21 protein-coding genes are annotated in these 21269 nt (G+C 59.2%); 10 read left to right on the forward strand and 11 right to left on the reverse strand.

Annotated elements, in window-relative coordinates:
- Nucleotide 1 precedes the first annotated feature (1 nt).
- Together ACR0AK_RS19180 and ACR0AK_RS19185 are read right to left on the reverse strand one after the other, a co-directional pair.
- Nucleotides 2-805, reverse strand: a complete 804-nt coding sequence (locus ACR0AK_RS19180) for a metal ABC transporter ATP-binding protein (RefSeq protein ID WP_480794577.1) — start codon at nt 803-805, stop codon at nt 2-4.
- Nucleotides 806-808: 3 nt separating this feature from the next.
- On the reverse strand, nt 809-1762 hold the full coding sequence (locus tag ACR0AK_RS19185; protein WP_480794578.1) for a metal ABC transporter solute-binding protein, Zn/Mn family: 954 nt from the start codon (nt 1760-1762) through the stop codon (nt 809-811).
- A gap of 198 nt (nt 1763-1960) precedes the next feature.
- Here ACR0AK_RS19185 and deoC point away from each other — a divergent pair, with 198 nt between their 5' ends.
- From deoC to ACR0AK_RS19200, 3 genes are read left to right on the forward strand one after another with little or no spacing between them, the layout of a single operon-like run.
- On the forward strand, nt 1961-2959 hold the full coding sequence (deoC, locus tag ACR0AK_RS19190) for a deoxyribose-phosphate aldolase (RefSeq protein WP_480794579.1): 999 nt from the start codon (nt 1961-1963) through the stop codon (nt 2957-2959).
- An 11-nt stretch (nt 2960-2970) separates the two neighbouring features.
- Nucleotides 2971-5304, forward strand: coding sequence for an aldehyde dehydrogenase family protein (locus ACR0AK_RS19195; RefSeq protein ID WP_480794580.1), 2334 nt, complete (start codon nt 2971-2973; stop codon nt 5302-5304).
- 24 nt (nt 5305-5328) lie between these two features.
- On the forward strand, nt 5329-6138 hold the full coding sequence (locus tag ACR0AK_RS19200) for an SDR family oxidoreductase (RefSeq protein ID WP_480794581.1): 810 nt from the start codon (nt 5329-5331) through the stop codon (nt 6136-6138).
- A gap of 20 nt (nt 6139-6158) precedes the next feature.
- On the opposite strand, the gene ACR0AK_RS19205 is transcribed toward ACR0AK_RS19200, so the two are convergent.
- From ACR0AK_RS19205 to ACR0AK_RS19235, 7 genes are all read right to left on the reverse strand, one after another.
- Nucleotides 6159-7469 carry a M16 family metallopeptidase gene (locus ACR0AK_RS19205; RefSeq protein ID WP_480794582.1) on the reverse strand — a complete coding sequence of 437 codons (1311 nt, stop codon included), beginning with the start codon at nt 7467-7469 and terminating at the stop codon, nt 6159-6161.
- Entirely contained in the window at nt 7466-8806 is a 1341-nt protein-coding gene (locus tag ACR0AK_RS19210) for a M16 family metallopeptidase (protein ID WP_170562202.1), read from the reverse strand. The genes ACR0AK_RS19205 and ACR0AK_RS19210 overlap by 4 nt, the downstream gene beginning before the upstream one ends.
- Before the next feature lie 81 nt (nt 8807-8887).
- The gene (locus tag ACR0AK_RS19215) at nt 8888-9406 is read right to left on the reverse strand and encodes a DUF3035 domain-containing protein (protein WP_170562199.1); all 519 of its coding nucleotides are present in this window, start codon (nt 9404-9406) and stop codon (nt 8888-8890) included.
- Nucleotides 9407-9456: 50 nt separating this feature from the next.
- Nucleotides 9457-9927, reverse strand: coding sequence for a signal peptidase II (gene lspA, locus ACR0AK_RS19220; protein ID WP_480794583.1), 471 nt, complete (start codon nt 9925-9927; stop codon nt 9457-9459).
- Entirely contained in the window at nt 9927-11516 is a 1590-nt protein-coding gene (purH, locus tag ACR0AK_RS19225; RefSeq protein ID WP_480794584.1) for a bifunctional phosphoribosylaminoimidazolecarboxamide formyltransferase/IMP cyclohydrolase, read from the reverse strand. The genes lspA and purH overlap by 1 nt, the downstream gene beginning before the upstream one ends.
- A 22-nt stretch (nt 11517-11538) precedes the next feature.
- Complete coding sequence (locus ACR0AK_RS19230) at nt 11539-13278, reverse strand: heparinase II/III family protein (RefSeq protein WP_480794585.1); 1740 nt, start codon at nt 13276-13278, stop codon at nt 11539-11541.
- Nucleotides 13279-13368: 90 nt separating this feature from the next.
- Complete coding sequence (locus ACR0AK_RS19235) at nt 13369-14625, reverse strand: RsmB/NOP family class I SAM-dependent RNA methyltransferase (RefSeq protein WP_480794586.1); 1257 nt, start codon at nt 14623-14625, stop codon at nt 13369-13371.
- Between the two features lie 89 nt (nt 14626-14714).
- Here ACR0AK_RS19235 and ACR0AK_RS19240 point away from each other — a divergent pair, with 89 nt between their 5' ends.
- Nucleotides 14715-14897: a DUF1674 domain-containing protein gene (locus ACR0AK_RS19240; protein ID WP_480794587.1), complete on the forward strand. Its 183-nt coding sequence runs from the start codon at nt 14715-14717 to the stop codon at nt 14895-14897.
- Between the two features lie 4 nt (nt 14898-14901).
- Here the strand turns inward: ACR0AK_RS19240 and ACR0AK_RS19245 are convergent, their stop codons facing one another.
- Nucleotides 14902-15756, reverse strand: coding sequence for a LysR family transcriptional regulator (locus ACR0AK_RS19245; protein WP_480794588.1), 855 nt, complete (start codon nt 15754-15756; stop codon nt 14902-14904).
- Nucleotides 15757-15855: 99 nt separating this feature from the next.
- Here ACR0AK_RS19245 and tmpA point away from each other — a divergent pair, with 99 nt between their 5' ends.
- The 4 genes from tmpA (at nt 15856) to ACR0AK_RS19265 (ending at nt 19208) form a co-directional block, all read left to right on the forward strand.
- Complete coding sequence (tmpA, locus tag ACR0AK_RS19250) at nt 15856-16992, forward strand: 2-trimethylaminoethylphosphonate dioxygenase (protein ID WP_170562182.1); 1137 nt, start codon at nt 15856-15858, stop codon at nt 16990-16992.
- Nucleotides 16989-17579, forward strand: a complete 591-nt coding sequence (gene tmpB, locus ACR0AK_RS19255) for a (R)-1-hydroxy-2-trimethylaminoethylphosphonate oxygenase (RefSeq protein ID WP_170562181.1) — start codon at nt 16989-16991, stop codon at nt 17577-17579. The genes tmpA and tmpB overlap by 4 nt, the downstream gene beginning before the upstream one ends.
- The gene (locus ACR0AK_RS19260) at nt 17576-18244 is read left to right on the forward strand and encodes an ureidoglycolate lyase (RefSeq protein WP_480794589.1); all 669 of its coding nucleotides are present in this window, start codon (nt 17576-17578) and stop codon (nt 18242-18244) included. The genes tmpB and ACR0AK_RS19260 overlap by 4 nt, the downstream gene beginning before the upstream one ends.
- Nucleotides 18245-18350: 106 nt before the next feature.
- Entirely contained in the window at nt 18351-19208 is an 858-nt protein-coding gene (locus ACR0AK_RS19265) for a hypothetical protein (RefSeq protein ID WP_480794590.1), read from the forward strand.
- Nucleotides 19209-19214: 6 nt separating this feature from the next.
- Here ACR0AK_RS19265 and dapB read toward each other — a convergent pair whose 3' ends face one another.
- Nucleotides 19215-20024 carry a 4-hydroxy-tetrahydrodipicolinate reductase gene (gene dapB, locus ACR0AK_RS19270; protein WP_480794591.1) on the reverse strand — a complete coding sequence of 270 codons (810 nt, stop codon included), beginning with the start codon at nt 20022-20024 and terminating at the stop codon, nt 19215-19217.
- A 91-nt stretch (nt 20025-20115) separates the two neighbouring features.
- Here dapB and rbfA point away from each other — a divergent pair, with 91 nt between their 5' ends.
- The gene (gene rbfA / locus ACR0AK_RS19275; protein ID WP_170562172.1) at nt 20116-20511 is read left to right on the forward strand and encodes a 30S ribosome-binding factor RbfA; all 396 of its coding nucleotides are present in this window, start codon (nt 20116-20118) and stop codon (nt 20509-20511) included.
- Nucleotides 20508-21245, forward strand: a complete 738-nt coding sequence (locus tag ACR0AK_RS19280; RefSeq protein ID WP_480794592.1) for a phosphodiester glycosidase family protein — start codon at nt 20508-20510, stop codon at nt 21243-21245. Before rbfA ends, ACR0AK_RS19280 begins: the two co-directional genes overlap by 4 nt.
- Nucleotides 21246-21269: the final 24 nt, after the last annotated feature.

Here is a 21269-nt window from a genome sequence, read left to right on the forward strand (position 1 = left end):
ATTACCCCAAAGCGCGCGAGATCTGATCGATCTGGGCGGTGGCCAAGCGGCCGCCATAGGCAGATTGCAGCGTTTCGGCAGTAAAGGCCTCGGCCACAGTTCCTTCGGCCACTTTGCGCGTGTTGATCAGGAAGACGTGGTCGAAGTAATCAGTCACAGTGGCAAGATCGTGATGTACGACCACCACGGTTTTACCGGCCTCCTTCAACGACTTCAGTACCGCAATGATTGCCTTTTCCGTGGCCGCGTCGACGCCGGCAAAGGGTTCATCCAGCAGGTATAGATCGGCGTCCTGGGCCAAAGCACGGGCCAGGAAGACCCGCTGCTGCTGCCCACCTGAAAGCTGACCGATCTGCCGATCTGCGAAATCACGCATTCCAACGCGGTTGAGGCAATCCATGGCGCGAGACATGTGCCGGGCACGCACACGGCCCAGCAATCCCAACTCGCGCGACAAACCCATCAGCACAACATCAATCACGCGCGTCGGGAAATCCCAATCCACGCTTGCACGTTGCGGCACATAAGCAATTCTGGCGCGCTGTTTCTCCAACGGTTCACCAAAGACGGACACCTTCCCGGACAAGGGTGAGACGATGCCAAGCGCTGCCTTCAAAAGCGTTGATTTACCGGCACCATTTGGGCCGATGATCGCCGTCATCGCACCCGGCTCAACAGTCATATCCACTGAAAACACCGCAGGTTTCTGACCGTACGATACGGTCAGACCTCGAATAGCCAACGGGCTGTCGTCAATGCCAGAGTCGGCAACCGAAACACCTTGTCGAGAAGCCAGCGACAGCATCACTCAAAACCCCGCTGACAATTTGCCGTTCATGCCACGCTCGGGCACATCAGCACCCAAGGCACCAGCGATCACAGAGATGTTGTGGTCCAGCATACCGATATAGGTTCCCTCGTAGGTGCCCGGTTCTCCCATAGCGTCGGAATACAGCTCTCCGCCGATGCCGACTTCATGACCTTTGGACGCAGCACCCTCGATCAAGGCGCGCATCGACCGGTCGGAAACCGAGCTTTCAACGAACACGGCCGTCAGTTGCTTGTCCACCAAAGTATCGACCAACTCGCCAATCCGGTTCAAACCCGCTTCGGACTGTGTCGAAATGCCCTGAATGCCGAGCACTTCATAGCCGTATTCCACGCCGAAATAGCCGAACGCATCGTGGGCCGTCACAAGCACCCGGCTGTTTTCAGGCACGTTGGACAAAACCTGTTTTCCATAAGCCTCCAGTTGATCGATCTCAGCCAGAAAGGCCTGGGTGTTGGCCGCAAAGGTCTCTGCAGCCTCAGGGCGTGCATCAGTCAGAGCACCCAGAACCTCAACCACCACATCGCGCCAGACGGCTGGGCTCATCCATACATGCGGGTCATACTTATCGGCATAATCGTCATGCGCGCGCAGTTTGGATTTGTCGACACTTTCGGCCACAGCCACGACCGGACGTTTACGTCCGAGATCATGGAAGAAGTCCTCCATCTGCGCTTCAAGATAAAGACCGTGCCACAGAATCAGATCCGCCCGGGTCATAGCAACGATGTCGCTGCGGGTTTGACGATAAGCATGCGGGTCGACGCCCGGTCCCATCAAACCCTTGACCTCAACCTGATCACCACCGATCTGGCGCGCCGCATCAGCTATCATGCCCGTGGTGGCAACAACCTTTAACGGCGCCTCGGCCCATGCCGTGACAGGCAAAGCGGCGGCAAAAGCCAAAGCCGCAAGAAAACTACGACGAATCATCTTTGACCCCATTTAGGTATCCTCTGGAGAATGAATATGCGAACCATTCGCAACTAAGTCAACGCTATTGCGAATTATTCGCAAGAAAACCTTAAATTTGTCCATTTGGTCAAAAAAATTGCGCACACAGGGCCGCTATGCCTTCCAATTGGCGGCAAGCCGTGCGAATTTGGCGCAAACCTCCCAAAGGATGTGAAGATGGAAACGCAGAGCTCAGAAAGCCCCGTGCGCACCGCGCATCTGCCGCAAGTGACCGAGCCCAGAAACCCTGGAATGGAATTGGATCTGGACTGGGTACGCGCCGTGCAGGTCAATACTTCGGCCATTGAACGCCGCGCCGCGACCCTGCCCGGTCGTCGGTCCGTCAAAAAAGAATATCAGGCCGCATGGCTGCTGAAGGCGGTCACGATGATCGACCTGACCACCCTGTCGGGTGACGACACGGTTGGTCGAGTCCGCCGTCTGTGTGCCAAAGCGCGGCAGCCGGTTACGCCTTCGGTATTACAGGCCCTGGACATGCCGCCGATCACAACCGGTGCGGTCTGCGTCTATCACGACATGATCGAAACGGCAGTGGATGCGCTGCATGGCACCGGCATTCCGGTTGCCGCAGTGTCCACCGGATTCCCCGCTGGCTTGTCGCCATTCCATCTGCGCGTGGCTGAGATCGAAGAAAGCGTAAAGGCCGGTGCCGAAGAGATCGACATCGTGATTTCGCGCCGTCATGTCCTGTCGGGTGACTGGCAGGCATTGTATGATGAGATGAAGGCTTTCCGCGTCGCCTGCGGCGATGCACATGTCAAAGCTATCCTCGCCACCGGAGAACTGGGCAGCCTGCGCAACGTTGCGCGCGCCTCGCTGGTTTGCATGATGGCAGGCGCGGACTTCATCAAAACTTCAACCGGCAAGGAAAGCGTAAACGCCACCCTGCCCGTTTCGCTGGTGATGATCCGCGCAATCCGTGACTACTATGACCGGACCGGGTATCGCGTTGGTTACAAACCAGCAGGTGGGATCTCCAAAGCCAAGGACGCTTTGGTCTACCTGTCACTAATCAAAGACGAGTTGGGTGATCGTTGGCTGGAACCTGACCTGTTCCGCTTTGGCGCGTCATCGCTGCTGGGCGATATCGAACGGCAATTGGAACATTATGTAACGGGCGCGTATTCCGCCGGTTACCGTCACTCTATGGGCTGAGGACAAGAACAATGACAGTCAAAGAGATTTTCGAAACCATGGACTATGGCCCCGCCCCCGAAAGCGCGGCTGAAGCGCTGGCCTGGCTGGTCGATCAGGGCGACAAATTCGGTCACTACATCGACGGTGCCTTTACCAAGCCGGGTAAGGGGTTCGAGAGCCGCAACCCAGCGACAGGAGAGGTTCTGGCCAAGCTGACACAGGCGAAACAGGCCGATGTGGATGCTGCTGTCGCTGCCGCGCGCAAGGCGCAACCGAAGTGGGCGAAGCTGGGCGGCGCAGGCCGTGCCCGTTACCTTTATGCTATTGCGCGCCTGTTGCAGAAGCATTCGCGTCTGTTTGCCGTACTGGAAAGCCTCGACAACGGCAAACCGATCCGGGAGTCACGTGATATCGACATCCCGCTGGCGCAGCGGCACTTCTACTATCACGCGGGCATGGCGCAGTTGATGGAAAGCGAACTGCCGGACGCTGAGGCGTTGGGTGTCTGCGGGCAGATCATTCCGTGGAACTTCCCGCTGTTGATGCTGGCGTGGAAGATTGCCCCGGCACTTGCGATGGGCAACACCGTGGTTCTGAAGCCAGCCGAGTACACTTCGCTGACCGCACTTTTATTTGCTGACATCTGCACGCAGGCCGGGCTGCCCAAAGGCGTGGTCAACATCGTCACTGGTGACGGCGCAGTGGGCGAGATGATCGTGAACTCAGACGTGGACAAGATCGCCTTTACCGGCTCGACCGTTGTGGGTCGCCGCATCCGTGAAGCAACCGCGGGTTCCGGAAAGGAACTGACATTGGAGCTGGGTGGCAAGTCGGCCTACGTCGTCTTTGATGATGCCGATATCGATTCAGCCATCGAAGGTCTGGTCGACGCGATCTGGTTCAATCAAGGGCAGGTCTGCTGTGCCGGCTCGCGCCTGTTGGTGCAGGAAGGCATCGCTGACCGCTTCCATGACAAGTTGCGCGCACGGATGGACAAGCTGCGCATCGGCGATCCGCTGGATAAATGCATTGATGTTGGCGCGGTTGTAGACCCGGTCCAACTGCAAACCATCAAAAGCATGGTCGAAAGCAACACCGCTGGTCACGTGCACCAAGCCGCGTGCGATCTGCCTGCGAACGGATGTTATTACCCACCCACACTGATCTCGGGACTCGAAACATCCGACCCGCTGATGCAGGAAGAAATCTTTGGCCCGGTTCTGGTGTCCTCAACCTTCCGCACACCGGAAGAGGCAGTCGAACTGGCCAACAATACTCGCTACGGGCTGGCAGCGACTGTGTGGACCGAGAACGTGAACCTCGCGCTGGATATCGCACCTAAGTTGGTCGCGGGCGTGGTTTGGGTGAATGCCACCAACCTGTTCGACGCGGCAGCCGGATTCGGCGGCGTGCGCGAAAGCGGCTTTGGCCGTGAAGGCGGCTGGGAAGGCTTGACTGCGTACACCAAGCCCAAGGGCAAAGCTAAGCCGTTGGCGAAGGTCGAAGCGGGGACCGGTGAAGGCGCTCCGGTCGATCCTATTGACCGTACCGCCAAGATGTATGTCGGAGGCAAGCAGGCGCGGCCTGATAGCGGCTATTCGAAACCCGTTTGGGGCAAGCCCGGGCTGTTGGGCCACGTCGGCCTCGCCAATCGCAAGGACGTCCGCAACGCGGTTGAGGCTGCGGCGGGGGCCAAAGGCTGGTCCAAGACCACTGGCCACCTGAGGGCGCAAATCCTGTATTACATCGGCGAAAACCTCTCGGCCCGCGCCGACGAGTTTGCCGCTCGCATCGACGCGATGACCGGCAAAAAGGACGGCGCGAAAGAGGTCGAAGCTTCAATCCAGCGTCTGTTCACAGCCGCCGCCTGGGCCGACAAGTACGACGGTCAGGTGCACGGCGTTCCGATCCGTGGCGTGGCGATTGCCATGAAAGAATCCGTTGGTGTCATCGGCGTGCTTTGCGCGGATGAGGCGCCACTGCTGGGTCTGGTCTCAACCATGGCTCCGGCAATTGCGATGGGCAACCGGACGGTTCTGGTGGCGTCAGAGCCCTACCCGCTGGCGGCTACCGATTTCTACCAAATCCTCGAAACCTCGGACGTCCCGGCTGGTGTGGTTAACATCCTGACCGGCAGCCATGCGGAATTGGCGAAACCGCTGGCCTCGCACCTGAATGTTGATGCGGTCTGGTCATTCTCATCCACCGACCTGTCAAAAGAGATCGAGGTCGTCTCGGCCGGGAACCTGAAACGGACCTGGGTGAATAACGCGACGGCATTCGATTGGGGCATGGACCATTCCCGCCGGTTCCTTCAGGCTTCGACCGAGATCAAGAACATCTGGGTGCCCTACGGCGAGTAGGGCTCCCCTCCAAGGGAGGCCTACATGGATTTTTCAGGAAAAACCGTCATCGTCATTGGCGGAACCAGCGGTATCAATCGCGGCATTGCCGAGGCCTTTGCGGCCTCGGGTGCCAAACTGGCCGTCGCCAGCCGTTCACAGGAAAAGGTCGATGACACCGTTGCCGCACTGAAAGCCGAGGGTGCACAGGATGCAATCGGTGCGGCGTTTGACGTGCGTGACCCTGAGGCGGTGGCCGAGGGCCTTAAGCAATTCCACGACGCATTCGGTGACTTCGACGTTCTGGTGTCTGGCGCGGCAGGCAATTTCCCGGCATTGGCGGCGGAAATGTCGGTCAATGCGTTCAAGACCGTGATCGATATCGACCTAATGGGCACGATCCACGTGATGAAGGGGGCCTATCCTTACCTGAAGCGCCCCGGAGCGAGCATCATCAACATCTCGGCTCCGCAATCGTATCTGCCCTACGAAGGGCAGGCCCATGTCTGTGCCGCCAAGGCAGGCGTCGATCAGATTACCCGCACATTGTCGATGGAATGGGGCGTCGAGGGCATCCGCGTGAACTCGGTCGTTCCTGGCTTTATCGAGGGCACCGAAGGGGCTAAACGCCTGGCCCCCACTCCGGATGCCGGAGAGGCCTTGCGCAAGGACGTTCCGTTGGGCCGCTGGGGTCAGCCGCAGGACGTGGCAAACGCCTGCCTGTTCCTCAGCTCTGATCTGGCAAGCTATATCAGCGGCACGGTTCTGGCCGTCGATGGCGCGCTTTACCAGCGAGGATCAGGCAAGTTCGGCCAGATGATGGGACAGATGCTGCGCAGCATGAAAAAGGGCTGAGCAGCGCTCAGCCCAATCACTTAGTTCGTGGTTTCCAGACCCACGGGGTTGCCAACCACGGTGAAATGCAGCGCCTCCGGGTCGAGCAGTTCTGCGGCGACCCGATTGATCTCTTCCAGCGTGATCGCATTCACCTTGTCATTGCGGGTGGCGATATAGTCGATTGGCAGGTCTTCCATCTGCATTCCGACCATGATCCCGGCGATTTGCCCGTTGCCATCAAACCTCAGCGGATACGCACCGGTCAGATAGGTTTTCGCATCATCCAGTTCCTTTTGCGTGACACCATCGGACGCTGCTCGGGCCCATTCGTCGCGGATCACCTCGACAGCTTCGGCAATGCGATCATTGCTGGACGACACGGATCCCAGATAGACCGAAGCCAGATCTTTGGGCACCAGGTAAGTGCCAATGCCATAAGTCAAACCGCGTTTCTCGCGAACCTCCTGCATCAGGCGGCTTTCAAACCCGCCACCGCCGAGTATGTGGTTTAGGATGAAGGCGGCAAAGAAATCGGGATCGTCGCGGTCAATACCAGCTTGACCAAACAAGGCCACGGATTGCGGCGTGTCAAACTCGACCACACTGACACCGCCAGGGATGGACACATCGGCGCGTTCAGGGATCTGCTTGCCCGTTTCCGGCAGGTCGGCCAGTAGTTTATCCAGCAAGGCGCCCAACTCTTCGGCTGTGATATCTCCCACCGCGCCGACATACATCCGGTCTTTGGCAAAGACATCCTGATACGCTGTGACCACGTCATCGCGGGTCAGGGCTGACACGCTTTCGATCGTGCCCTTACCTTCGGTTCCGTAAGGATGATCGCCATATGCCATCTGGGCAAAGTTGCGACCTGCAATATCATTTGGGTCGGTTTGGTCGGATTTGAGACCGGACAGCACCTGCGCCTTTACTCGGTCCACAGCATCCTGATCAAAGCGGGGTTCGTGAATGGTGGTGCGCAGCAGGTCGATCACGTCGTCCCGGTTTTCGGTCAGAAACTGCGCAGAAATCGACACCGTGTCATCGGTTGCATTGTACCGGAACGAGGCTGCCAGCGACTCCAACTCGCGCGCATAGGTGCGAGCGTCCATGTCACCGGAGCCTTCTTCGATCAGGCCGCTCATCAGGTAAACTGCGCCGCGTTTATCGGGATCATCCAGCGAGGTGCCACCACGAAAACGCAGCTCTAGCGCTGCAAAGGGGATCGAATGATCCTCGACCAGCCAGGCCTTAATACCGCCGGGAGAAGTGACTTCTTCGATCTCGATCTCAGCCCATGCAGGTAGCGCAATGACGAAAGCGATCAGTGTTGCGAATATCCGTTTCATTGCGTCACCTCATCGTCGTGCATCAACCAGCCGGTGACCGATGTTTCCGGTTGTATCACCTCGCGCGCGGCAGCGATGATCTCATCTCCGGTAACAGCCTGAAGAATATCGGGCCAAGCCTGAACGTCTTCGACAGTCAGGCCACTGGTCAGCGCGCGGCCATAGCGATTGCCGATCCCGTCCACATTGTCACGTGCATAGGTTTGAGCCGCCCGTAGCTGCATCTTGATCCGATCGAGATCCTCTTCGTTCACGCCTTCGGCAATGAAATCGGCAACAGCCTGATCCATCGCATCCTCGGCCTCTTGCAAAGACACGCCCGCGGCCGGAACGACCAGCAGATCAAAGGTGGTGTCGTCCAACGAAACGCCACGATAGAAAGCGCCGGTATAGACTGCCTTTTGCTGCTCAAACTGCAGCTTTTCGTTCAGGTATGACGTCGTGCTGCCGCCCAAAAGTTCCGCCAATAAGAACAAAGCGGCCGCTTTTTCCTGCTCACCCGGATCGCGCTCTGGTGCGAGATAGCTACGCTGAACATAAGGCTGCGACACACGCGCATCCTTGTATGTCAAACGGCGTTCTGCCGTTTGCGGCGGCTCCTGCGACCGGACCCGCTCGGGCAGATCAGCGTTGGCAGGGATCACGCCGTAATATTGCTCGGCCAGCGATTTGACCTCGTCTGGTTCGACATCACCGGTGACGACCAGAATAGCGTTATTGGGCGCATAATGGGTTTGGTAGAAGGACAACGCGTCCTCCATGTCCAACGTTTCCATCTCGTGCCGCCAGCCGATGATCGGAACACCGTAGCGGTGGTTGAGGTACTGCGACGCGCTCATCTGTTCACCGAACAGCGCACGCGGGCTGTTGTCGGTGCGCTGGTTGCGTTCCTCAAGGATCACGTCGCGTTCAGTGACAATGTCATTTTCGCTCAGGCGGATATTGCGCATCCGGTCCGCTTCCATCCGCATCATCAATTCCAGCCGGTCAGCTGCGACACGTTGGAAATACGCAGTGTAGTCGTATGACGTGAACGCGTTGTCGGTGCCGCCATTGGCTGCAACGGTTGCGGAAAATTCGCCCGGGGCCAAAGTGTCAGTGCCTTTGAACAACAAGTGCTCAAGAAAATGCGCTACGCCCGATGATCCTACGGGTTCATCCGCCGACCCGGCGCGATACCACACCATATGCTGCACAACAGGCGCGCGGTGGTCTTCGATCACGACGACATCCATGCCGTTGTCCAGCGTAAATGTAGTCACCGCCTCATGCCCCTCGCTGGCGGCAAGAGGTGTTGCGGCGATCAGGGCAGCCGACAGTGCCAGGGCCCGAACCATGGGGCGTCCTCCGTTTGATTTATGGTGTTCAAACTACGGTTGCGCCGCGCGGGTTCAAGGCTAATGACGAAAAGTTAAAGATTATTCATCTACCGGCGGCGACGAAGGTGTTTCAATTCCGGCTCGACGCGCGGCTTCGTTCTGAATGTCAGGGTTCAGCGTTTCGCGCCGGTACACCTGCGAGTAGCGATCCACATTGAACAAGCGCAAGCGCGTCAAACGGCCCTGCTTTCTGCGGAACTCGGCATCCTCGGCGTTCACCACCTGCCGTGTATTCGCCGGGACGCCATACCGGCTGGAGGCGGTAACAAGCGCGGCATCCGTGGACGGAATTGCCGTATTTGCGTTCAACGAAGACTCGCTCCCACCAAGGGCAACGACGGCTTCGGCCTTGGGGTTCGGATCTGTCAGGTTCTCACCACCTGGCGTAGGCGCAGGTAGGAAAGCGTAATCCTTGGGCTGTGTCAGTGGTTTGACAGGCAGAACCGAGAATTCATCTGGCCCCTGCCCGGGTGCTTCGAGATGGCGCAGTCCGATATCGGAACACCCCGCAGCCGCAAAGGCCAATGTCAAAGCTAATATGGAACGCGGCAGCCGCATCAGAGTCTCCAGCCTGTTTCAGGCGCTTTTATCGCATTTCAAATGGCACGTCACGAGGGCTTTTTACCTTCGAACAGCACCAAACCGATCGCTCCGGCGAAAATGAACACATCGGCCAAGTTAAACACGAAGGGATTGTTTATGCCACAGCATGACATGTTCAGGAAATCCAGAACATAGCCATAAAGCAAACGGTCTATGACATTGCCCATCGCGCCCCCGATCAGCAATCCGCCACATACTAACATCAGTTTTGACGGGGCTGATCGCCAGAGCCACAGTAAAACACCGATCGAGATGGCGACGGAAACACCAATCAGCGCCCAGCGGGCGGCCTCGGTATTGCCTTGGAACAGGCCGAAATTGATGCCCCGATTCTCACCGTATTTGAACACCAGCAGCGGCGGCAGGACATCGATATTCCCTTCGGCCACGCGCATCACGTGAACGACCAGATACTTGCTGATCTGGTCGATCAGAAACGCAGCCAGTGCGGCCCAGAGAAGCAGGCGATAACGCATCAGTGGCGGAAGTGGCGCATGCCGGTGAAGACCATGGCCAGACCGGCCTCGTCTGCGGCAGCGATCACGTCGTCATCCCGCATCGAGCCGCCCGGTTGAATAACGCAGGTTGCGCCAGCCTCGGCCGCTTCCATCAAGCCATCGGGGAAGGGGAAGAATGCGTCAGACGCCACGGCGGACCCGATAGTCAGCGGTTGCGGCAAGCCCAGCGCATCCGCCATACGTTCGGCTTTCTTCGCGGCAATCATGGCCGAGTCCAGGCGGCTCATCTGCCCCGCACCAACGCCCACGGTCGCACCGTCCTTGACGTAGACAATGGCATTGGACTTGACGTGCTTGGCCACTTTCCACGCAAACAACAGGTCGCGCATCTGTTCCGCGGTCGGAGCCTTCTTGGTGACGACTTTCAGGTCATCCATACCGACAAAGCCATTGTCTTTGTCCTGTACCAGCAGGCCACCGGCCACCTGACGCACGATTTTGCCACCGGCGGTCACGTCTGGCAGGGCTTCGGTGGTCAGCAGACGCAGGTTTTTCTTGGCGGCAAAGATTGCTTTCGCCTCGTCTGATGCGCCGGGAGCAATCACAACTTCGGTGAAAATCCCGGTGATTTCCTGTGCGGTCTCAGCATCCAAAGGCTGGTTCAATGCCACGATGCCACCAAAGGCCGAGGTACGGTCGCAGTCGAAGGCGGCCTTGTAGGCTTCAAGCAAGGTTGCGCCTTTGGCCACGCCACAGGGGTTGGCGTGTTTGATGATGGCGCAAGCGGCAGTGTCGGCCGGGTTGAACTCGGCAACCAGCTCGAATGCGGCATCAGTGTCGTTGATGTTGTTGTAGCTCAGTTCCTTGCCCTGATGCTGTACGGCGGTCGCAACGCCGGGGCGGTTGGTGCCATCGGTGTAAAAGGCTGCCTGTTGATGGCTGTTTTCGCCATAGCGCAGAGTCTGTTTCAACTCACCGGCAAAAGCGCGACGGCGCGGGGCCTCTGCGGCCAGCGCATCGGCCATCCAGTTCGACACGGCCGCGTCATAGGCCGCGGTACGGGCATAGGCCGTCTGCGCCAGATTCTGACGGAATCCATAGGAAGTCTGACCGTCATTGGCCGCCAATTCGCCAAGCAGCGCGTCATAGTCCTGAACGTCCACGACGACGTTGACAAACGCATGGTTCTTGGACGCCGCTCGGATCATCGCGGGGCCCCCGATATCGATATTCTCGATGCAGGTGTCGTAATCAGCGCTTTTGGCAACAGTTGCCTCGAACGGATAGAGATTCACAACCAGCAGGTCTATCGCACCGATGCCGTGCTCATCCATCGCCGCCACATGACTTTCGTTGTCACGCAGTGCCAGCAGACCGCCATGCACCATGGGATGCAGTGTTTTGACACGGCCATCCATCATCTCGGGGAAGCCAGTGATCTCGCTGACATCCTTCACCTCAAGCCCTGCATCCCGCAGCGCCTTGGCGGTTCCACCGGTCGACAACAACTCGACCCCGCGCTCGGCCAGTGCCTTTCCCAGCTCGATCAGCCCGGTCTTGTCGGAAACGGAAAGTAACGCGCGGCGCACGGGGTGAAGATCGGTCATGGGTCCAAAGGTCCTTTTGGCGTCAGTCAAACTCGGGCTCGTCCCGGTGCAGATCGCGTACGGCATAGGCTGTGTCCTGAGCCTTGCTCAACGTCCACCGGATGCGGGTCGCATACTCCATTGCGCGCCCGGATAGAACGATCTGTTTTGTCGCGCGTGGCTTTAATCTGCCTTTTTCGAGATAAACACTTGGTTCTACAGATAATTTTCCCACGCCATCATGGCGGAAAACCCAGATCTCACCACTTTTGAGCGCCATCGAGACTGCTGCACCCCCCAAATCCAGCGCCGCATCAACGTCGGGATGCAAGTGAAACCGGATATCAAAAGCGATGCCTTTCAGGCCCGAAGCATCGATTGCCTTGTCAAATTGCCGCTTCGCCTTGTCGGTGGCCGTCAGCAGAATGTCCTCGCAGGCCAGCTCACGCCCATCAAAGCGCAGCTCAAAAGTGCGGGCATGGGTTAGGCCAAAAACCTTGGTATACCCGTCGTGACCCGCCATGAAACGCGTGCCTTCAATGGCGTCCTCAAAGTCAATCGGCACCTTATGCGGTGCATCCACCAAAGCCTCACGTTCCGCGCCCGGCGTCGGCGGTGCCAGACGCGCGCTTGAATAGCCATCAAGGCACAGCGTCGAATGCGATGGTGTCGCCCGACCCGCACGCCGCCAATCCATCCCAAAACTTTCGCCCGACCCGCAGTTGACAACCAGCGCCCTGCGGCCCGACGTGAGTTCAAACGCAAGGGTCGAGGCATGGGCGTTATAGGATGCAGCACCTTTAGGCGGAGGGCTGGCATCGACAATCACGCTGGTTCTAGCTGCATAAAGTCGGGAAAATCCCATGGACAAACCCGCAACGTGATATGGCTTCACACCACTTTGCGCCAGCGCCTGATCCAGACGTCCCTCGACCCCGCGGCCACCGCCATGAAACCGGGCCAGCGCCCCGTCCGAGTGGCGCAAGTTGCGCAAGGTTGGGGCCATGCGCTTGATGGCGCTCGCCTGCGCTGCGGGCGTGCCCCGCCCCAACTCGCTGAGCGCAGCCGAAGTCCACGACAGCAACATAAAAACTTCAAGTAGTTCTTCAGGGTTGCGGGTCGGGATACCGCCCTGTTCGTCAATCTGGCTGTCACATTCACGGGCCAGAGCCCGCAGGGCGGGATCCGACATCTGTTCCAGCCCCTCAAGTGCAAGACCTGCCTGAAGCAGACCGGCGAGCGCCTCAAATCGGGGCAGACCCGGCGTTGCTGCTTTCCAGCGCTTAGACAGAAACCAACTCTGCTGCGCCAGTGAACGGAAGAACATCCTGCTTTGTTTCTCGTCCGCGCCGCGCAGCAGGAAAATCGCGTGGTTGATCCAGCGCATCACGCGGCGCCCCGTCAGATCCGGCGCCCAGCCGGGACCATGGCCCCGACCATGCGCCTCAATCCAGCCCCAAACCCATCGCTGTGCTTTTTCACGGGCGCGCATGTCACCAACCGCGGCCAAGTCATCCAACCAGGCAAAACCGTGGCGTTCATTGTCGAACCCGGTGCTGGGCGCGACCACGTCCCACAGCTCGGTATCCTGCGCCTCGACCAGATAGCCAGCAAACAGCAAATTCCCAGCCACCAACTGACGCCCACGCGCAAATGAGCCTACCGTGCGCGGTTCCGGCTCGCCAACAAAACCCGAGACCGCCTTGCGCCGCTGGCTGAGCCGCGCGTAGAGACGGTTCTGAAACCGTGTCAACCGATCGGTCATGGTATCTGTCTTAGACATTACGCTCGTTACTCTGCCCCTTGCGCTCTGCTGGCGCCTGAGACCCAACGATAGACCGGGGCGATCGTCAAGTCATCGAAAAGCGTGAAGTCAGGTCGATTTGTTCAGACAGGCGATATAGAAGCCGTCCATCCCGCCGCGATCCGCCCAGTAATCGGGCCGCAGGCGCAGGCCGCCTTCTTCGGTGATCCAGTCCTGTTCGACACCATCAACACTCAGCGCATCGCGATCGATGGCCAGGTCGGGATACTGGTCCAAAGCTTCCTCGACCTGAACTTCGCCTTCATCCGGCAGCAGGGAACAGGTGCAATAGACCAGCCGCCCGCCGGGTTTCAGCAGGGTCCAGGCATGCGCCAGCATCTGCGCCTGCAATTCGATCAGACCGCCGAATTCTGAACCGTCTTTGGCGAAGGGCAGGTCCGGGTGACGACGGATCGTGCCTGTAGCGGAACAGGGTGCATCCAACAGAATGGCGTCATATTGACCCTGATGTTCCAGCGCGTCACCTGCGATGACCGTGGCCGTCAACCCGGTGCGTTTGAGATTCTCGCGCACCCGTTCCAAACGGCTTTCGGACACATCCAGCGCTGTCACGTCGGCCCCTGCGGCGGCAAGTTGCAACGTCTTGCCACCCGGCGCCGCGCAAAGGTCCAGAGTCTTTTCGCCCGGTTTTGGTGCCAGTACTCGGACAGGTATAGCTGCCGCCGCATCCTGAACCCACCAATCGCCGTTGCCATAGCCCGGCAATGCCGAAACCTGACCTGCATCGTGCAACCGCATTGAACCCGTTGGCAGCGCCTCTCCGGGGCCGGTTGCGCCGGGTTTCAGCGAGATATCCAGCGGCGCGCCCGTAAACTGTGCCTGCTCCATGCCTGCAACAGCCTCTGCGCCCCAGGCCATGATCAGCGGTTCGCGCAGCCATTCCGGCAAACGCGGAACGCGCATTTTGGGCCACGCTTCCGGCCCTTCGGCAGCCACTTTGCGCAGCACTGCGTTCACCAGACCCTTCAGGCGCCCGTGCTTGCGTGACCTACCTACGATCTCGACCATGGAATTCACCACCCCATGCGCCGCTTCTCCGTGGCACAGCTCAACCGCGCCAAGGCGCAGGGCGTTATGAACAGTCAAAGCGGGGGTGCGATTCAGGTGGTTGTCCAATAGACGATCCGCGCGTTCCAACCCACGCAGGGTTTCCAACGTCAGGCGCTGCGCACGTGCGCGATCTTCTGGCCCCAGACGATCCAGTGCGCCGGCGGCCAAACATTCGGACAGCAGCCGTCCTTCCCCCAGTATCTGATCCAGCAGATAGATCGCGCTGCGTCGAGCCGCTGTTGCGTTGTCGGACATGGAATCGCCTTTGATAAAAACCTCGCCCGCATTGCCAATGGCGGACGCGGGCGTATATCAAGCCCATGCACGGAAAGGAACCCGATGTCATGAGTGACGACCGCAAAGACCTGCCGCCCGCCGCCCAGCGCGCCCTGGCCGAAGCCGAAGAGCGCCGCAAAAAAGCCGAGGCCGAGGCGAAAGAGATGCCCAAGGAACTGGGTGGTCGTGATGGCCCCGATCCGGCCCGTTACGGGGATTGGGAGAAGAAGGGCATCGCAGTCGATTTCTGATCGCCTATCCGCGCAAAGCTTCCAGAAATTCCGCGATCAGCGCGCGCTGCTTCTTCGATTTGGCGCGATCTTCGGGCCATGTCAGCCAATACCCATCGCGCGTTTTCAGCTCTGGCAGGTTCAGCCTGCGCAACCGTCCGGCCTGCAGATCCGCCTTGGCCAAGGGCACCGACCCCAACGCCACGCCCATTCCCTGACGCGCCGCCGAAAGCGCGTGTTCCATTGAATCGAAGCTGATGTTCGACGTCGTCACGTCGCCCTGATCCGTCTTCCGCGCCCAATCCCGCCAGCCCGGCCTTTCCCCGCGCAGATCAATCAAAGGCGCATCCCATTCAACACCCGGAGCCGCCATCGGTACCAGCACTTCAGGCGCGATCAGTTCGGCATCCCGCCCGGGCCATGCACCGCGACCGTAGCGGATTTGCAGCCATGTCTTTTCTTCATCCAGTGACGACCGCCGCGCCACCGAATCCGTCAGTACACGCACCTTCGGGCGCAACTCATGAAACCGGGCTAGGCTGGGCACCACCAGCGCATGGATGTTCGAGGACAACCCGGCCACGCGCAATTCGCGGGGGGATTTTCCGAACAGATCCTCGGTATTGCGCTCGAGCGCCTGCAAACTGTCCTGCACCAAGGGCAGATAGCTTTCGCCTTCGACCGTCAGCGAAACGCCGCGCGCCTCGCGTACAAACAACGTGCGCCCCAACCATGCCTCAAGGTTACCAATCCGCTGACTGACGGCTGCCTGCGTCAGCCCGAATTCCCGCGCCGCCGCCGAAAAACCGCCCAAACGTCCCGCCGCCTCAAAAACGCGCAACCAATCCAAAGGCGGCAACCCGATCTTTTTCTTAGCCATAAGTTTTTCCAAGCCTCAGCAGAAAGAAGGATTAATTGTCGTAATGCCATAAGGGGCGTATCTGCTCAACCAAAGCCCGCGCTGAACAGGAGACCCCCCATGCTGCGCTTTGCCACCCATGACGCCTCGGTCGTGACCGTTGAATTCGACACCGGCACAAAGGCTCGCTTCCATGCAATCTGGCTGCGCGACAATGCGCTGGATTCTGAGACCCGCTCGCCCGGCAATGGTCAGCGTCTGATCACCATCGGTGATATCCCCTCAGACATTTCGGTCAGCGCCGCCGAGGTCAGCAACGGAGAATTGACCGTCACGTTCCAACCCGAAGGTAAGACCGTCACCTTCCCCTCCGATTGGCTGGCCGAACACAGCTATGACCGCGACCGTAGTCTGCCCACCGGGCGGACCGCTCCCGGCATCACCACCTGGGAGCGCGGGATCGATGCGCCCAGCGCCGATTGGAACACGGTCCATGCCAACCCAGCGGCTAAGCGCGGGTGGCTGGCGGCAGTGGCCGAGTACGGCTTTGCCAAGCTGACCGGAGGCCCGACCGAACCGGAATCCCTGCTGAAGGTGGCTGATCTGTTCGGCTATGTCCGCCAAACCAACTACGGACCTTATTTCGAGGTTCGGACCGAAGTGAACCCGACGAACCTAGCCTATACCGGACTTGGTTTGCAGGCGCACACTGACAACCCCTACCGCGATCCGGTGCCGACGCTGCAAATTCTGTATTGCCTGGAAAACAGTGCCGAAGGCGGTGATTCCATCGTGGTTGACGGCTTCCGCGCCGCTGAAAAGCTACGCGAACAGAACTCCGAAGGCTTTGCTTTGCTGGCTGGCTATCCTGCCCGCTTTGAATATAAAGGCTCGGACGGTGTCTGCCTGCGTTCGCGCCGCCCGATGATCGAACTGTCGCCGGATGGTGAGCTGATCGGCATTCGATTCAACAACCGCTCTTCCGCACCCTTCGTTGATGTGCCCTTCGATCAGATGGAGGCATACTATGCCGCCTACCGCCAGCTTGGCGAGATCATCGATGATCCGGCCATGGGCGTGTCGTTCAAGCTGGAACCGGGCGAAAGTTTCATCGTCGACAACACCCGCGTTCTGCACGCACGTCTGGGCTATTCCGGCGCGGGTTCACGCTGGCTGCAAGGTTGCTACGCAGATAAGGACGGGCTGCTGTCCACTCTGGCCGCGATGGAGATGACCCAGCCGGAGGCGGCAGAATGAAACCCGATTTCTCGACCCTGAACCGAGACAATATCGTGGCCTTCATCGGAGATATCTTCGACCGTCGCGGCGGCGAGGAATATCTGGGGGAACCCGTGACCATGGCCGAGCACATGCTGCAAGGGGCCACCATCGCAGAGCAGAACGGCCAGCCCGAAGAAATCATCGTCGGCGCATTGCTGCACGATATCGGACATTTTACATCCGAGTTCGGCACGTATCACCCCGACGATACCCAGGATCGCCATCATGAGGATGCGGGGGCCGAAGTGCTGGAACAGTTCTTCCCCTCAGTCATCACCGATTGCTGTCGCTATCACGTGGCAGCCAAACGGTATCTCTGCGCGACCAAGCCTGAATATTTTAACCGCCTGTCCACCGCTTCGATCCATACGCTGGAACTGCAGGGCGGACCAATGAGCGCTGAAGAGGTCACCGATTTCGAGGCCAATCCGAACCTCAAAGAGATCATTCAGGTCCGCTATCTGGACGAAGCGGGCAAGCGGGCGAACATGAAGACCCCGGATTTCACCCATTTTGCACCAATGGTGCAGCGCATGGTCGACCGGCATCTGGGGGCGTCATGAGCGCACAGGAATACATTTTTGAAGCCAGCTCAAAACCGTCTCTACCCTGGCATGAGGTTCCTCTGATCCGGGCCACGGAAGAGTCGGTGAAAGGTTATGGCTGTCTTGTTGATGACCCCGCTTCCTTTGAGATTGAAATTGTGCGCTGGCCGCCGCAGGGCTGGAGACCGATTGACGAAGGAACCGGTGACGAGGGCGGCTGGGTCGAAGGCACGTTCAAATGCGACTGGCAGGGCGACGTGCTCTATGGTGAGAACGAAGCCGTCAAAGGCCATTATGTTCTGGGCTGGTCTGCAGATCCGCAAAAGGCGCAGACCGACCAGCAGACCGCCCCGCGTGATCAGGTGCTGCTGTGGCACATGAACTATCACCCCGATGGCGGGCAGATGTTCTGGCCGCTGGATAACAAGCCTTTCATCGTGCCCGTCGCGTTGCCCGGTGACAATCTGACGCCCGACAAAGTCGTGGCGTTTTGGTGCGACGGCTCGCGAGGTCTCTATATCCATCCCGGCATTTGGCACGAGGGGATTTTCCCGATCGAAGACAATCAGCGTTTCCTCGACCGGCAAGGCAAGGTTCACGCCCGTGTCAGTGCCGATATCGGGACTGAATTTGGCGTGTATCTCGCCTGCCCGCTCCAAGCCGACAAAATCAAGGACCTATGAATTACTGGGCAAAACGCCAGTATCGCGCATTTTCACAATCCCTTAACCGTTGGCGGCCACATCTGTGATACGCTCGACCGTATCCAGTTCAAAGGGGAGGCCTCTGATGGGATTGAACAGGCGTCGGGTGGTTCAGCTTGGAACCGCAGCAACGGTCGGAACGCTGTTTCCGGGCGTGGGGGCTGCTGCAGCTGACCAGAATGACACGTTCGAACAGGAGTTCGAAAAAACACTCAATCAACTGAGAACCGCGTTCTCCGAGCTTGGTTTTAATGAGGCTGAGCCCCTGTCGCTGGCCTCGGGGGTCGACGACTATAATGGCGGGTTGCGGCATGATTTCGATCAGTCCGTTCTGCCTTCGGGCGCTTATGTGATTCAGCCTTTGGCGCGCGTTGCGGATGTTGATGAAAAATCACGTGCAGACGTGTTGCCGATGTTTCACGAGGTCGGCTGTCATCCCGCTGATGCTGATGGGCAAGCCATGACCCGGCTGATGATGCAAATTCTGACTCAGAGCTTTGACCTCGACCCGTCCCGCATCGCATTTGTCAGTGTGCCGCAAGCCGATGACATGCGCCCGGTGCTGGACGCGTTAGGCTTACCATTCACCGAAAAGGTTCTGTTGCGCGATGAGGCCGAGGCATTGGCTGCACGCGATGCCTCGGGCTTTTTCTTCCCCGACCCGTTTGGTGATGAGTACCTTGTGACAATGGGCGTCTACTATCGGCTGGGCGGCACGGATGAAACGGCCCCCACCGCTTACCCGCCGTCGGACAACTGGACCGAAATCGGCGAGGTTGTGATTGGCGGGCAGGCAGCACCCCTTGGCATATCTATAGGGGCCGAACGCCTGACATATGCACGTACAGGCCAGTACCCGACCTGGGATCAGCGATTAGGCGCACTGTTTTCACGGATCGAGGACGAAGGCGCCGAACCGCCTGGTATTGCGGCGTTCCGCTAAAGGCGATTAAAGCCCCAGCACATCCACCATGTCATACTGACCTGGCGCTTTGCCCTGCCCCCACAGTGCCGCCTTCAGCGCGCCACGGGCAAAGATCGCACGGTCGGTCGCCAGATGGCGAAGGACGATGCGCTCACCGGGCGCTGCAAACAGGACGTCATGCTCACCCACGATGTCGCCGCCGCGAATGGCGTGAAAACCGATGTCGCCCCGCTTGCGGGCGCCGGTGATGCCGTCGCGGCCCCGGTCAGACACGTCCGCCAGATTGACGCCTCGCCCCTCGGCAGCAGCCTCGCCCAGCATCAACGCGGTACCCGAGGGTGCGTCGACTTTATGGTGATGATGCCCTTCGATCACTTCGATGTCGAAATCCTCATCCAGCGCAGCGGCGACCTTTTTGGTCAGTTGCACCAGCAGATTGACGCCAAGGCTCATGTTCCCCGCGCGCACGATCACCGCATGGCGTGAGGCCGGTTCCAGCGCGGCGATCTGTTCATCCGTCATGCCGGTGGTGCCGATCACATGCACGCAGCGCGCCTGCGCGGCCAATGCCGCAAATTCCAGCGTCGCCTCAGGCGCGGTGAAGTCGATCACCGCCTGCGCCTGTGAAAACGCCTCCAGCGGATCATCGGTGACTTTCACACCCAACGCCTGACCACCCATCGCCTCGCCTACATCCTGACCGATCCAGTCATGGCCGGTACGCTCGACTACGCCCACCAGACGCGCCTGATCGCTGTCGGTCACTGTCTTGATCAGCATCTGCCCCATACGGCCCGAAGCCCCTGTGATGACGATACCCGGAATATGGGTCATTGCGCTGGTCCTCTTGTTGAATTCGGCTCAAAGCCTCCTACCCGGTTCGCGCCCGCTTGGCAAAGCCCTGCTTTGCGCTTAGATCGGGGATATGGCAAAGAACAAATTCCACGATGGCCCCGGCCCGTCCCAACGACAGCTGCGCGTCGGCGAACTGATCCGTCGCACCCTGTCCGAGGTTCTGGCGCGCGGAGATGTCCACGACCCCGACCTGAACCGTATGTCGATCACCGTAGGCGAGGTGCGCACCTCACCTGATCTGAAGATCGCCACTGCCTATGTGCTGCCTCTGGGCGGCAAGGGGCAGGAGGACGTGATCGAACTGCTCGCGCGCAACAAGGGCGAGCTGCGACGCATGGTTGGCAAAAAGGTCGGCCTGAAATTCTCGCCCGATCTGCGGTTCCGTCTGGATGACACGTTTGATCGACTGGACGACACACGTCGCATGTTCGATCAGGACGCGGTGCGCCGCGATCTGGACGAGTGATCCGCACATTTGTCATTTTGGGCGCGGTCTTCTGGGCCGCGCAAGCCTCTGCGGTTACGTGCGAAAAGGTGACCCATGAGGACAAGCGGTACACCATTTGCGAGGTGGACGCCGTTGGCGAAGAGCTGCGTTTATTTCTCAACGATGAGGAAGGCGACGTGCTGGGCCATTTCTCATCTGTGAACGAGGCACTGGCCCCACAGGGAAAGCGTCTGGCATTTGCAATGAATGCTGGCATGTATCATGACGACCGCTCGCCTGTCGGACATTACGTCGAAGACGGCCAGGAACAGATGCGCGTGATCCCGAATGCCGGTCCCGGCAATTTCGGCTTGCTGCCGAATGGGGTGTTTTGCATCCGCGAGGGCCGTGCCGACGTGTTCGAAACCTTGGATTACGTTGATCAGGCTCCGCAATGCCAATTCGCCACGCAATCCGGTCCTATGCTGGTCATCGACGGGGAATTGCACCCGCGATTCCTGCCCGATTCGACCTCGCGTTATGTCCGCAACGGCGTTGGTACCAGCGCGGATGGGACACGGGCAGTTTTTGCGATCTCGGATGACTATGTCACCTTTCATGAGTTCGGCAGCCTGTTCCGGGATGTGCTGGAAACGCCAAATGCACTGTTCTTCGACGGCAATATCTCCCGGATGTATGAACGCGCGGGCAATCGGTCGGATGTCGGGTTTTCGCTTGGCCCGATTGTGGGCGTGGTCGAAGATACGCCCTGAAATTGACAGCGGCAGAGCGATCCG

It is taken from the genome of Ruegeria sp. BI12 (assembly GCF_056537985.1).

Excerpts from the sequence above, each read along its gene's own strand:
- ACR0AK_RS19180 (WP_480794577.1), bottom strand. The coding sequence starts at position 805 with ATGCTGTCGCTGGCTTCTCGACAAGGTGTTTCGGTTGCCGACTCTGGC.
- ACR0AK_RS19185 (WP_480794578.1), bottom strand. The coding sequence starts at position 1,762 with ATGATTCGTCGTAGTTTTCTTGCGGCTTTGGCTTTTGCCGCCGCTTTG.
- deoC (WP_480794579.1), top strand. The coding sequence starts at position 1,961 with ATGGAAACGCAGAGCTCAGAAAGCCCCGTGCGCACCGCGCATCTGCCG.
- ACR0AK_RS19195 (WP_480794580.1), top strand. The coding sequence starts at position 2,971 with ATGACAGTCAAAGAGATTTTCGAAACCATGGACTATGGCCCCGCCCCC.
- ACR0AK_RS19200 (WP_480794581.1), top strand. The coding sequence starts at position 5,329 with ATGGATTTTTCAGGAAAAACCGTCATCGTCATTGGCGGAACCAGCGGT.
- ACR0AK_RS19205 (WP_480794582.1), bottom strand. The coding sequence starts at position 7,469 with ATGAAACGGATATTCGCAACACTGATCGCTTTCGTCATTGCGCTACCT.
- ACR0AK_RS19210 (WP_170562202.1), bottom strand. The coding sequence starts at position 8,806 with ATGGTTCGGGCCCTGGCACTGTCGGCTGCCCTGATCGCCGCAACACCT.
- ACR0AK_RS19215 (WP_170562199.1), bottom strand. The coding sequence starts at position 9,406 with ATGCGGCTGCCGCGTTCCATATTAGCTTTGACATTGGCCTTTGCGGCT.
- lspA (WP_480794583.1), bottom strand. The coding sequence starts at position 9,927 with ATGCGTTATCGCCTGCTTCTCTGGGCCGCACTGGCTGCGTTTCTGATC.
- purH (WP_480794584.1), bottom strand. The coding sequence starts at position 11,516 with ATGACCGATCTTCACCCCGTGCGCCGCGCGTTACTTTCCGTTTCCGAC.
- ACR0AK_RS19230 (WP_480794585.1), bottom strand. The coding sequence starts at position 13,278 with ATGTCTAAGACAGATACCATGACCGATCGGTTGACACGGTTTCAGAAC.
- ACR0AK_RS19235 (WP_480794586.1), bottom strand. The coding sequence starts at position 14,625 with ATGTCCGACAACGCAACAGCGGCTCGACGCAGCGCGATCTATCTGCTG.
- ACR0AK_RS19240 (WP_480794587.1), top strand. The coding sequence starts at position 14,715 with ATGAGTGACGACCGCAAAGACCTGCCGCCCGCCGCCCAGCGCGCCCTG.
- ACR0AK_RS19245 (WP_480794588.1), bottom strand. The coding sequence starts at position 15,756 with ATGGCTAAGAAAAAGATCGGGTTGCCGCCTTTGGATTGGTTGCGCGTT.
- tmpA (WP_170562182.1), top strand. The coding sequence starts at position 15,856 with ATGCTGCGCTTTGCCACCCATGACGCCTCGGTCGTGACCGTTGAATTC.
- tmpB (WP_170562181.1), top strand. The coding sequence starts at position 16,989 with ATGAAACCCGATTTCTCGACCCTGAACCGAGACAATATCGTGGCCTTC.
- ACR0AK_RS19260 (WP_480794589.1), top strand. The coding sequence starts at position 17,576 with ATGAGCGCACAGGAATACATTTTTGAAGCCAGCTCAAAACCGTCTCTA.
- ACR0AK_RS19265 (WP_480794590.1), top strand. The coding sequence starts at position 18,351 with ATGGGATTGAACAGGCGTCGGGTGGTTCAGCTTGGAACCGCAGCAACG.
- dapB (WP_480794591.1), bottom strand. The coding sequence starts at position 20,024 with ATGACCCATATTCCGGGTATCGTCATCACAGGGGCTTCGGGCCGTATG.
- rbfA (WP_170562172.1), top strand. The coding sequence starts at position 20,116 with ATGGCAAAGAACAAATTCCACGATGGCCCCGGCCCGTCCCAACGACAG.